Here is an 11,570-nt window from a genome sequence, read left to right on the forward strand (position 1 = left end):
TCAAATCGGGCATACAGCTGGAATGGATGGACGAGCTGCTAATAGTTTCTTTGTATAATCATGCTTTGGATTTTCAAAAAGCGCAAGAACCTCTGCCTTTTCAACCATTTCTCCTTGTCTCATGACCACAACCTGATCTGCCATTTCTGCAATGACACCAAGATCATGGGTAATCAGCAAAATGGCCGTTCCATAGTCATGACGAATTTGGTTCAGATGCTGGAGCACCAGCTTCTGATTGTGTACATCTAAAGCGGTTGTTGGTTCATCTGCGATGATGAGAGGCGGATGCATACAGGCAGCCATGGCAATCATGACACGCTGCAGCATGCCGCCGCTTAATTCAAAGGGATATTTGTTTAACAGTTGGTCTGGTTGAGGCAGATTCATTTGCTTTAACGCATCGATCGCTTGCGCCCGTGCCTGCCTTTTACTGACAGCTGTATGCCGGCGAATGGTTTCAATCAACTGATGACCGATCGTCCATACCGGCGTAAAACTGTTCATTGGATTTTGCATAATATACGAGATCTCTTTACCCCGAATGGATTGCATATTCTTTTCACTTACACCGACCAATTCTCGCCCCTGTAATGTGATACTGCCAGTGACTTCAGTTGTTTTCCGGTCGAGCATATTTAAGATCGACATACTTGTCACCGTTTTCCCGCAGCCGCTTTCGCCAATTAATCCAACGATTTGACCGCGCCCTACTTCAAACGCTACTTCCTGAATGAGAGGGGTTGTCCCTTGAGACGTTTTCGTATGCACATGCAGGTTCTCTATTTGTAAAATGGACTCTTCCAAATTGCTCATTCCTTTAAACACGACGTTTGATGCCATATTTTTCTGAAAGGGCTTCTCCTAGTAAATTAAATAGAACCACCACAGCCATGATCACAAGACCTGGGTAAAGCATCAACTGAGGATTTGTTTGAATGTACGACTTCCCTTCATGGATCATCGCTCCCCATTCAGGCATAGGAGGCTGAACCCCCAAGCCGAGAAAAGACATCGCAGAAATGTCCATAATCGCCCAGCCCATTTCGAGTGTGCCAATCACTGCTAAAGGTGGCAGAACATTTGGAATCATATGCTTTCTCATGATGTTCCAGTGTGAAGTTCCACTGATCTTCGCAGCTGCAATAAAATTCTGTTCTTTTAAACTGAGCACCATCCCTCGGAAGACGCGGGCGTAATACACCCATTGCACAAGCATCAAGGCAAGCACTACTTGAGATAGCCCCGGGCCAAAAATACCCACTAGCCCAAGGATCAGCACCAAGTTCGGGAAAGCCATGACCCCGTCGCAGATTCTCATTAAGACGTGATCAATCCAGCCCCCTTTATAGCCAGCAAACAAGCCAACGATTAATCCAATCAATAAAGAAGAGAGAAAGATTAATAACGCACAGCCTAGTGAAATACGAGCACCATATAGAATACGAGATAAATTGCATCTTCCTAATTGATCCGTTCCAAGAGGATACTCCCACGAAGAGCCCTTTAGCTTCATGGCAAGATTGACAGCCGCCGGATCATGTGGAGCAATCCATGGTGCACATACTGTCACAATCAGCAGGAGACCGAGCAGCAAAACGCAGATCGAGATCATCTTTTGATGATAGAAGAAATGTTGTACTTTTGTCATCATTGCTGGCGGCCTTCCTTTCTAGAAATACGAGGGTCAATGATCAGCTGAAGCAAGTCAACAATCAAACTGCTCAAGATAAAGATACATGCTGCCATCAACACATAGAATTGAATGACCGGCAAATCCCGGTTAAAGATCGCTTCAATAAAAAAGCGCCCAAACCCAGGCCATGAAAAAACCGCCTCTACAATAATGGTTCCTGTCAGCAATTTGCCAAGGTTCACACCAAGTCCTGTCAGCATCGGCGAAATCGCGATTCTAAATACATGCTTGAACATGATCGACTGTTCCTTTAATCCTCTGATTCTCGCATATTGAACGAAAGGCTCTTGAAGCGCCTCACTCACACTTGACCGTAGTAATCTCGTATACATCGCAATTAAAGGCACTGCCAGTGTGATCGATGGCAGGACGAGATGCTCCCATGTCCCGACACCTTCAACCGGTAAGAGATCGAGTTTCACGGAAAAAAAGAAGATGAGCAAATACCCCAAGACAAATGTCGGGATAGATGCTCCTAAGAAAGAAATGAGCCGGCTCACATGATCAACGACGCCATTTTTTCTCATGCCGCTGAAAAAGCCTAGCGGAATGCTGACACAAATCGCGAGCAGCAGACTGGTGAACGCCAATTGAATGGTCGCCGGTAACCTATAGATGACCTCATCAAGCACAGGCTGATTCGACATATACGATCGGCCAAAATCAAGGCGAATGACTTTTTCAATGGTATGAAGATACTGCATATAAAACGGTTCATCTAAGCCGAATTCACTTCGTTTTTGCGCTAATATTTCATCATTGGGTTGGATATGAGCCGCTGCTAAATATGCCTCAGCCGGATCAACTGGCGAAAGGTGAATCATACCAGTTGTGAAAAGTGTGGCTAATAGAAATACAGGGATGATTGAGAGCATTCGTTTGATGATATAGCGGCCCATTTCCTTACCTTCCTTCTGTTACTTGAGTTTGATGCCTGTGAAAGGATGTTCATCTCGATTCGCAGGGAACTCAAAGTCCTTCACATCTTTTTGATAAACGGCTGTCTTTTTAAAATAAGAGATTGGCACAATCGCCCCTTGATCCTGCAAAGAAGATAAGACTGACGAATAAAGTGCTTTGCGTTTGTTTTCATTTGTTGTTGATGGAATTTCATTCATTTCTTTGATTAGCTTTTCCTTATTTGGATATGCTGAGATGGCTTCTTTGAAGCCAAAACCATCTGATGAGACGACGTTCATAAATGTATGCGGATCATACGGCGCTCCGTAGTTGCTAAAGAAGTTCATATCAAATTTATTGGCTTTAAATCGTTGAACCTGTGTCGCAAGCTCTACGCCTTCAAGTTTGACGCCAACACCAATGGCTTTCCACTCTGCCTGCAGCGTCTCGGCCATCGCTTTTTGAATCGATTCTGCTGAATCATACATCATACTAAATTCAAGAGCTTTTCCATCTTTTTCACGAACGGATTTCCCTTTTGGAAGTGTCCAGCCCGCTTCGTCTAGCAATGCTTTAGCTTTGTCCACATCATATTGGAAAGACTTCACCTTAATATTAGACGTATAGGGCATGTTTGTCGGCAAAATGTGATCTGCTTCATCTTCTAAGCCAGAGGTTACACCTTCTACCATTGATTTCTTATTGAAGGCATACTGAAGGGCGTGACGCACTTTCTCATCTGAAAGCTGATCCACTTTTGTATTCATCACAAGCTGTCTCGTTGCAACAGGCTCTGACATGTTCGTTTCATACTTGCCACTTGCCTCTAGTTGTTTGTAAGCATCAAGGCTAATGGTTCCTTCTCCATAAAGTAAATCCACATCGCCTTTTTCAAATGCCATCACTCTCGTTTCAGCATCTGGGATGACCTTCACCTTGATTTCCTTGACCTTTGGTTTCTCTCCCCAATAATGATCATTTCGTTCGAAAATCGCATAGTCATCTTTTTTATACGTTTTTAATACCCAAGGGCCTGTGCCTACTGGTTTTTCAATTCCTTTTGACGTATCTCCGTTTTTAGGAAAACCTGCTTCGCCTAAGAAACGAACCGGACGGACGACTGCTAATTCTTGAACAGTTGGATAATAAGGCGCTGTTAATGTGAGTTTAAACGTATTTTTGTCCACAGCTTCTGTTTTTTTGATTTTCTTAATGACACCTAACCAGCTATGTAAATCTTTGTTTTTTAAAATCGTATCAAAGTTCTTTTTGACAATCCCCGCGTTAAAATCAGAGCCATCGGAGAATGTCACTCCGTCTCTTAAATGGAATGTATACACCTTGCCATCCTTTGAAACATCCCATGACTTCGCTAATTCAGGTTTCAATTTTCCATTCTTTTGATAGCTGACCAATGGCTCATAAATCATCGATTGTGCAAACAATTGTGATGGATTGTAGATGTGCGGATTCATTTCGCCAATATCTCTTGGCCAAGCCATTGTGATCATGTCAGGATGATCCTTCTTTCCACCCGCTCCATTGTTTGCTTGAGAGCAGCCTACTAATAAAAAGATGAGTAGGAAAGTAAATACGATATTTATTTTAATCTTCGGAATATTTTTCCAAATAGTCATATGTTGCTCCTCCTAATTGATGCTGATAATCATTTTCATTTTAAGGAGGAAGTACACCGTTGTCAATATCATATTTGAAACGAAATGACAATATATTTTCCTTTATATTCCATAAGTTGAGGAATTTGATAAAAAGAGAGGCAGGCTGCTTATGAACGAGCAGCCTGTGAAGAGGTGAATGTTTTTTCTCGCAGGACGTCATGTAGTGTGTCAATGATACGATCCTGTTCTGCATCTGTCATGCTTGTTCCAGATGGGAGACAAAGACCCGTCTCAAATAATAACTCAGATTCAGGTGTCCCTTTAGCGGCTGTATAAAATGGATAATCGCGAAAGAGCGGCTGCTGGTGAAGCGGCTTCCATACACGCCGTGCTTCGATCTGTTCTTTTTCTAACGCAGCCATGATGTCTACTGGCGAAATCTGCGCATTATGATCAATGGTCAATGTCGTTAGCCAGCGGTTGGACTTGGTTCCTTGATATTCTGGCATAAAATGAAGACCTTCTACTTCGGATAAAGCGTCCTGATAACGCTGGAAAATGTGGCGCTTTTGTTCAACTCGCTCGTCCAATACATCCATTTGGGCAATCCCTACACCTGCTAGCAGATTGCTCATGCGATAGTTGTATCCCATCTCTTGATGCTCGTAGTGCATGGCACGTTCTCTTGCCTGTGAAGCGAGGAAGCGGCAGCGTTCGATCGCATCTTCATCATCACTCACAAGCATTCCGCCTCCAGAAGTTGTAATGATTTTATTTCCATTAAACGAATAGACGCCAAACCTGCCCATTGAGCCGCTTTTTCTACCTTTATACAGAGCGCCTAACGATTCAGCCGCATCTTCAATGATCGGCACATCATACGCTTCACACAACGCCACGATGTCGTCCATTTTCGCGCTTTGTCCGTATAAATGAACGACAATGACCGCGCGGGGTTTTTCCCCAAGACGTTTTGCTTCGACAAAGGCTTTCTCTAAAGCAAGCGGGCACATATTCCATGTCTCCCTTTCAGAATCAATAAAAACGGGCGTCGCTTGTTCATATAAAATAGGGTTTGCACTTGCAACAAATGTGAGGGTGGAGCAAAAAACAACATCCCCCTTTTGAACGCCAATGAGCTTTAAGGCGAGGTGAATCGCTGCTGTTCCTGAAGATAAAGCCGCTCCTCTCTTCACCCCTGCATAGTCTGCGACCACTTGCTCAAATTCATTGACAAGTGGTCCTAGCGGCGCAATCCAATTGCTATTAAAGGCTTCCTCTATTTTCATATACTCCTTTCCGCTCATATGAGGAGGAGATAAGTAGATTCGTTTTCTTTCTTTCATGATTTCCCACCTTCTCTCCGATCTTTGATCTCAATTGCAGGAACTCCTACAGCAACCTTCTGATCCTGTATATCTCTGGTCACGGCCGCTCCTGCGCCAATGACTGTCCAGCTTCCAATAGATGTTCCGGGTGTCACAACGGCACCTGCTCCAATATGGGCACCCTCGCGCGCGGAAACACAGCCTGTAAGGACTGCTCCTGGTGAGAGGTGTACAAACGATTCGAGTAAGCAATCGTGCTCTACGATAGACCCTGTGTTGATAATCGCATGTTCACCGACGACTGCATCTGCTTGCACAACAGCCCTTGCCATCACCACAGTTCCCCTACCGATCACAGCTGTTGGACTAATAACAGCCTCTGGATGAATGAGTGTGGCAAACGCCATGTTTTCAAACGGCAAACGTTCCTTTACCATCTGTCTGATCTCATTTTGTCCAATGGCAATTAGCCATTTCGTATGAGGCATTTTCTCTCTCAGCTGCTGACTCATGGAGATCGGTCCATACAGAATGCCGCTCTGAGAGACTGTCTCTTCAAATTGATCATCTAATACGGCACACAATGAGTAATCAGGATGCGCAAAAACCAAGTCCTGAATGACTTTGCTATGCCCGCCAGCCCCAATAACACCAATGGTTTGTTGATTACATATCGGTTCCTTTGAATTTTTCAGCTGTGGCATGATGCGGCTGCTGCACCCCCTCTGTTTTGATGACCTTCAGCAAGGTCATCCATAAAATTTTCATATCAAGCCAAAGCGATTGATGCTCGACATACCAGAGGTCATAAGTGAATTTCTCCTCCCAGGAAAGCGTGTTTCTTCCGTTCACCTGTGCCCACCCAGTGATGCCAGGCTTCACAAGATGACGCCTTGCTTGCTGCTCTGTATACATTGGTAAATACTCCATCAAAAGAGGTCTTGGCCCAACGAGACTGAGCTCTCCTTTTAGCACATTGACTAGCTGCGGCAATTCATCGAGACTGAGCTTGCGAATCAAAGCGCCGGTTTTTGTTAATCGAAGATGATCTGGTAGCAGCACGCCCTGTTCGTCGCGTTCATCGGTCATTGTCCGAAATTTATATAGCATAAAAGGCTGGCCATATAGACCGGGTCGTTCCTGTCGAAACACCACAGGCGCACCAATTTTCCATCTAATGAGTCCATAGACGAGAAGAAAAAGAAGGCTGCCTGCGATAAGCAGAATCAATGCCACGATCACATCTATCATTCTTTTCATCATTGCATCTCCTTTTCACACTAGCGGGAGACCGCTCGTTCAGCGGCAGCTTGTTTTACCTTACGCACCAGCTGCATCCGCTCTTGTTTTGTTCCTGCAAATTGATACAAGTAGCCCATGTAGACAATGAAACAAAGTCCACCAATACAAAATAGCTCCCACCATGAGGTCACGTCATATACAAACTGAATTCCTGCGCAGACGCCCCAAATCAATAGAGCTCCCACTAGCGGAACCAATGTATGTTTGTAAAAGATTGTGCGTTTCTGTTTCGTAATCTTGGACGTATAAAATGGGAGAAACACGATATTTTTGATCAATAAAACAATGGCACCTGCTGATGCAATGCCATATAAACCAAGCTGAAGCATATGGGTCAATCCATAGGCTAAAAGCACATTAGAAGCGCCTAATATCAGCGTGGCAACTGCTGGTACTTTCAATCGATTAAAGGCAGTCGGCACATATGTCAGTGGTAAAAACATCAACGTCAAACATAAATAAGCAGCATGAATCATAAGAAGCCATTTCAGCTCCTCAAAGGCTGGTCCAAGCCATAGAAGCATAAGTGGACCGGCGAGACCTCCTAGGAGTGCGGCTGGAAACGCAACAAATAAACCACTCCACTTAATAGCGCTGGCGGCATATTGAACGAGTCCCTGCTTGTCCTGATTCGAATAGAATTTCGTAATCGTTGGCGCAAACACAACCGCAAGTGTACCTGCAAGCGTGCGCAATAATAATGGGAATTGTAAAATGGCGGCATACTGGCCAGTCGCTTCTGCACCCATCAGCAAGTTGGTCATCAATAAATCAATTTGTAAAAACAACAAAATCCCCATCTGCTCAAATGAATGCCATACCCCTGATCGAACAAGAGTGAGACTAGAAGAGAAAGAGACATGCTGCCACTTAAACGAAAACCAAGGAATGAGTTTCTTAAAATAATAGATGCCGACCCCCATAGCTGCTAAGCTCCCAATGACGGCCGCAAGCGGTATATGCCAAATGGTTGGTGTTGTCAATGTAAACAACAGGACAATGACAAGCGCCCTGCAAAACATCTGAATGGCCTGACCAGCACTAGATACATATAACTTGTTCGCATAAAACGGCGCAGCCCCAATGCCGGACATGACGAAATTGAGCATAAATAAAAGACCCCCTAAAATAAAGGCGATCTGTGTGTCTTTGACGAGATGAACAGGCACATGTAGCCAATCAACCATCTGCTGAGACAATACAATGCAAAGCAAAAAGAGACTGATTGATAAAAAAATCGAACTCACGAAATAGGAAGCGAGATAGCGCTGCGCCTTTTCCATTTCTCCCTTATGAGCCGCCACAGAAAAAAAACGCACAACAACAGCACTTAATGAAGCCGTAATGACTGATAAATAGTTGATCATATTTTGCGTAAGATGAATTAAGCCAAATGCTTCTACACCAAGCGTATGAACAATGTAAGGCGTTAAACAAACAGACATGAGCATCATCAAGACAAACGTCATTAAGTTCGCACTGACATTATAAAGAAACGCACGATTCATTGTGTTTTCACGCAGCGTCTAACGGTCTTCATCCAGCTTCCTCTCCCTTTTGACCGCTTGTTTTCATAAGCTGAATCATCGCCTCTTTCACAGCTGCCTCATTTGGTTCTTTTAAAAGGGTTAAAAATGGAAGATGCGACACCCATTCATACCCTTCCATCACCTTATGATCAAACGATCTGAGGACAACACATGGTGTATGTGTAATCGCACAAAAGATCATGCCATGTAAACGGTCTGTCACGACGACTTGTGCTTGCCTTAACTCGGTCCACAAGGCTGATAATTCCGCTAAGCGGGTGGTTCGATCGACTCGTTTGCCAATTGTCGTCGTAATGAAACCGACTTGATCATACGTCTCTTTGACATGCTGCTGAAGTTGCTGCCGCTCCTTTTGGGCGAGATACGCTTCCTTATCCTCACGAAGACAAAGCAGTACCCCTTCACGCTTTTGATCCTTTGATGACTCGTCTAATGTCAGCACCATATCAGGCTGTTTCCACACATCTTTATCAGGAAAATGATGTTTCATCCATTCATAGGTTGTTTGATCTCTTGCCATAAGGAGCAGTCTTGGGTGATGTTTATACGTTCGAATAGCACGACGTTCTTCTCTTTTCCCTCTTTTTGTTTTGGTGAAATGAACAGTAGCGGGCAGCTGAATCACGGGATAGGACTTGAAGGTGTTCATGATAAATTGCCTTGTCCATTCTTCGTATCGGTATAAATCCCCCATATTGCCCCCACCGATGATACAGACGATGTCTTCCGGGTGCCGCATTCGCTTTAGCGGGCGTGCGAGGCGATACATCTCTTTCATGTCCACTTCTATGATTTCATAGGCCGGAAAGTGCTTCTTTAAAAAACAATAGCTCGCATAGGCAATGGCATGGTCCCCCAAATTATCATGCGCTGGCAGCAGCGTGAGAATGATTTTTTTCTGATGGCTCATCTCTGGCAGCTTGTGGCGGCTCAGCCTATATTCAAGCGGATATTTGACTTTTAAAAGCAGCCACTCTGCGGCGTGTGCCTTCAATTGCTGCAATGTCAATCTTTTCACCCCTATTTCCTTGTTTGATATTCGATCCATTTTTGATAACTTGAAGTGGCGGCAGAGAGCGGATAAACCCACTGACACCTTGCAAGAAATAGAATCATTCGCTTCCGCATGGTGAGCTTGGATGGTTCCACTTGTTTGACTGCACGCTGAAAGGTCTCGTGTGTCACCATTTCCCTCATGTGATCAAGCTTTTCTTGAAAAGAGAGTGAATTCTGGCTCTTCCATTCATTGAGCATACAGTGAAGCGTATGATTGACCATAAAAAAATCTAAGGCCTTCTCATACGGAGGCAGTTCATCATGCTCTTTTAAAAACAAGCGCTGCGCTTCATAAAAGGTCAGTCCATGCTGAAAATACTGCTTTTGGTATCGCTGCACAATCGATGACAGATGAACCCGGTAATAATATAGAGGCTCATGAACAAAGGCAATGACACGTGATAAAGAAAAACAACGCAGCGTCACATGCTGATCTTCAATGTTCTCAAGCTCACCCCGCAACGGAAAATGGATGTGATGTTCTTCGATAAAAGCACGCCGATACAGCTTATTCCATGAAAATCCAGTGATATCTCCATGTAATAGTGCTTCTATTAAACTCGTTTTATCAGCTGATCGATGGGCTAAAAGAGTCGTCGGTATTGTTCGTTTTGACTGTTCAAATTGAATCCAATACTCACTTACAACAAGATCTGCCCCGGTCATTTCGGCTTTTTTATACAAGGCTTCACAGTAATGAGGAGCAAGAATATCATCTGAATCAACAAAGGCGAGATACGTCCCTTTTGCTTCTTCTATGCCCCGGTTTCTCACAGCCCCTAACCCTTGATTGGTTTGATGAATCACCCGAAAACGCTCATCACGCTCAGCAAACGCTTCAAGCAATGCTCCGCTGTGATCTGTAGATCCATCATTGACGAGAATGACCTCTATATCTGAAAAGCTTTGATCTGCAATCGATTGAAGGCATTGCTCCACATATTGACTCGTATTGTAGACTGCGACCAATAGACTGATAGCTGGCATTACAGCATGCCCCACCTTTCTTCAAATCTACTTTGTGAAAATCGTTCTATACGGTAAAACAGAAGAATCGAACGGCATCAGCATGATGCTGTACAAAATATAGCAAACAGCAATCCCTACATACATAAAAACATTAGACCGCTGATCAAAAATGCGTGTGAAATATGGCAGTAAAATGAGCTGATATAAACCAAAATAAATATGAAATCTTGCATAAATGACATCCTTTGTTGCAAGAATGCCAAACAAGAAACCAAGCAAGCAAAAATTCACAACGTAATCACTTTCAGGTGTCAGCTCACGAAGTCGTTTTCGATAAAAGAAAGCAAGCAGAAGCGGCAGAATCAATACACCGATTTTTGTCACATTCATTCCATTCGTATTCGTTGTAAGCCATTCCTCATAATGACCATAAGAACTCCCCTGAAGCATCACCACAAACACGGAGATAAAACGGTCATAAAGAGCAGTTAAGCCTAAGAAAATCATGCATAAGACAAGCATCATCCATGACCAAGCCTTTGTTCTCACGATAAAATATACTGGAATCATGATGAGAGCCGATGAATGAAACAACGAACTCACAAGAACGAGCGGAAAATACAATTTCCATTCACCATTGATAACGAGCCGGATGGCATAAAAAAGAACCGCAGCCACCATATACTGACGCATCCCATTAAATGAAGCGTAATAATGAAAGGTGCCGAGAAAAAGCAGCATACTGAGCTCAAAGGGCCGCCCATATCGCACCAGCGTCTTGATAATAAAAAAATAGGTGATGACCCCGACCGAGATATACATCATTTGCGGCTCATGTGATAGTTGATTGAGCATCCATAAGATGAACGTAAACCCCGGATCGGTTGCGGCTTTGTCCACACCGAATCCAAATATATGCCAAGGCTTTTCATAGTTGATGGAGAACTCATACATCTGTCCATAGGTCACAAAATCGGTTCCCACTTTGTACCGAATACCAGCTACAATACAAAGAAATAAAAACGGAAAAAACACCAGAAGCTTGTTAGGCCGCCATCCGCTTTGAATGGTATCATCACGCCTGCCGTAAAATGCAGCAAAGCTCGACCATAAATAGACCATGATCATGTTCACCAAATATACCGCCATC

11 protein-coding genes are annotated in these 11,570 nt (G+C 43.8%); all 11 read right to left on the minus strand.

The window, feature by feature from the left end; genetic code table 11:
• Entirely contained in the window at positions 1–816 is an 816-nt protein-coding gene (locus C6W18_RS07185) for an ABC transporter ATP-binding protein (protein WP_189318071.1), read from the minus strand.
• 4 nt (positions 817–820) lie between these two features.
• Entirely contained in the window at positions 821–1,654 is an 834-nt protein-coding gene (gene nikC / locus C6W18_RS07190) for a nickel ABC transporter permease subunit NikC (protein WP_034316689.1), read from the minus strand.
• Positions 1,651–2,595, minus strand: coding sequence for a nickel ABC transporter permease subunit NikB (gene nikB / locus C6W18_RS07195; protein ID WP_105926929.1), 945 nt, complete (start codon positions 2,593–2,595; stop codon positions 1,651–1,653). The genes nikC and nikB overlap by 4 nt, the downstream gene beginning before the upstream one ends.
• A gap of 18 nt (positions 2,596–2,613) precedes the next feature.
• Positions 2,614–4,233, minus strand: a complete 1,620-nt coding sequence (gene nikA, locus C6W18_RS07200) for a nickel ABC transporter substrate-binding protein (RefSeq protein WP_105926931.1) — start codon at positions 4,231–4,233, stop codon at positions 2,614–2,616.
• Positions 4,234–4,382: 149 nt separating this feature from the next.
• Positions 4,383–5,561, minus strand: a complete 1,179-nt coding sequence (locus C6W18_RS07205; protein ID WP_105926933.1) for a DegT/DnrJ/EryC1/StrS family aminotransferase — start codon at positions 5,559–5,561, stop codon at positions 4,383–4,385.
• A complete protein-coding gene (locus tag C6W18_RS07210) occupies positions 5,558–6,247 on the minus strand; it encodes an acetyltransferase (RefSeq protein ID WP_105926935.1) in 690 nt (229 codons plus the stop codon). The genes C6W18_RS07205 and C6W18_RS07210 overlap by 4 nt, the downstream gene beginning before the upstream one ends.
• Positions 6,210–6,803, minus strand: a complete 594-nt coding sequence (locus C6W18_RS07215; protein ID WP_078061608.1) for a sugar transferase — start codon at positions 6,801–6,803, stop codon at positions 6,210–6,212. The genes C6W18_RS07210 and C6W18_RS07215 overlap by 38 nt, the downstream gene beginning before the upstream one ends.
• Before the next feature lie 20 nt (positions 6,804–6,823).
• On the minus strand, positions 6,824–8,353 hold the full coding sequence (locus C6W18_RS07220; RefSeq protein WP_105926937.1) for an MATE family efflux transporter: 1,530 nt from the start codon (positions 8,351–8,353) through the stop codon (positions 6,824–6,826).
• A 28-nt stretch (positions 8,354–8,381) separates the two neighbouring features.
• Positions 8,382–9,404 carry a polysaccharide pyruvyl transferase family protein gene (locus C6W18_RS07225; RefSeq protein WP_223251652.1) on the minus strand — a complete coding sequence of 341 codons (1,023 nt, stop codon included), beginning with the start codon at positions 9,402–9,404 and terminating at the stop codon, positions 8,382–8,384.
• A gap of 11 nt (positions 9,405–9,415) precedes the next feature.
• The gene (locus C6W18_RS07230; RefSeq protein WP_105926941.1) at positions 9,416–10,438 is read right to left on the minus strand and encodes a glycosyltransferase family 2 protein; all 1,023 of its coding nucleotides are present in this window, start codon (positions 10,436–10,438) and stop codon (positions 9,416–9,418) included.
• Between the two features lie 27 nt (positions 10,439–10,465).
• Positions 10,466–11,569 carry an EpsG family protein gene (locus tag C6W18_RS07235; RefSeq protein ID WP_105926943.1) on the minus strand — a complete coding sequence of 368 codons (1,104 nt, stop codon included), beginning with the start codon at positions 11,567–11,569 and terminating at the stop codon, positions 10,466–10,468.
• Between the last annotated feature and the right edge of the window lies 1 nt (position 11,570).

This window comes from Bacillus sp. LLTC93 (assembly GCF_002993125.1).
Taxonomy (GTDB): domain Bacteria; phylum Bacillota; class Bacilli; order Bacillales; family Bacillaceae; genus Bacillus; species Bacillus zhangzhouensis.

What these genes read in the sequence shown, in the direction of transcription:
- C6W18_RS07185 (WP_189318071.1), bottom strand. Translation starts at nt 816, where the DNA reads ATGAGCAATTTGGAAGAGTCCATTTTACAAATAGAGAACCTGCATGTG.
- nikC (WP_034316689.1), bottom strand. Translation starts at nt 1,654, where the DNA reads ATGATGACAAAAGTACAACATTTCTTCTATCATCAAAAGATGATCTCG.
- nikB (WP_105926929.1), bottom strand. Translation starts at nt 2,595, where the DNA reads ATGGGCCGCTATATCATCAAACGAATGCTCTCAATCATCCCTGTATTT.
- nikA (WP_105926931.1), bottom strand. Translation starts at nt 4,233, where the DNA reads ATGACTATTTGGAAAAATATTCCGAAGATTAAAATAAATATCGTATTT.
- C6W18_RS07205 (WP_105926933.1), bottom strand. Translation starts at nt 5,561, where the DNA reads ATGAAAGAAAGAAAACGAATCTACTTATCTCCTCCTCATATGAGCGGA.
- C6W18_RS07210 (WP_105926935.1), bottom strand. Translation starts at nt 6,247, where the DNA reads ATGCCACAGCTGAAAAATTCAAAGGAACCGATATGTAATCAACAAACC.
- C6W18_RS07215 (WP_078061608.1), bottom strand. Translation starts at nt 6,803, where the DNA reads ATGAAAAGAATGATAGATGTGATCGTGGCATTGATTCTGCTTATCGCA.
- C6W18_RS07220 (WP_105926937.1), bottom strand. Translation starts at nt 8,353, where the DNA reads ATGAATCGTGCGTTTCTTTATAATGTCAGTGCGAACTTAATGACGTTT.
- C6W18_RS07230 (WP_105926941.1), bottom strand. Translation starts at nt 10,438, where the DNA reads ATGCCAGCTATCAGTCTATTGGTCGCAGTCTACAATACGAGTCAATAT.
- C6W18_RS07235 (WP_105926943.1), bottom strand. Translation starts at nt 11,569, where the DNA reads ATGGCGGTATATTTGGTGAACATGATCATGGTCTATTTATGGTCGAGC.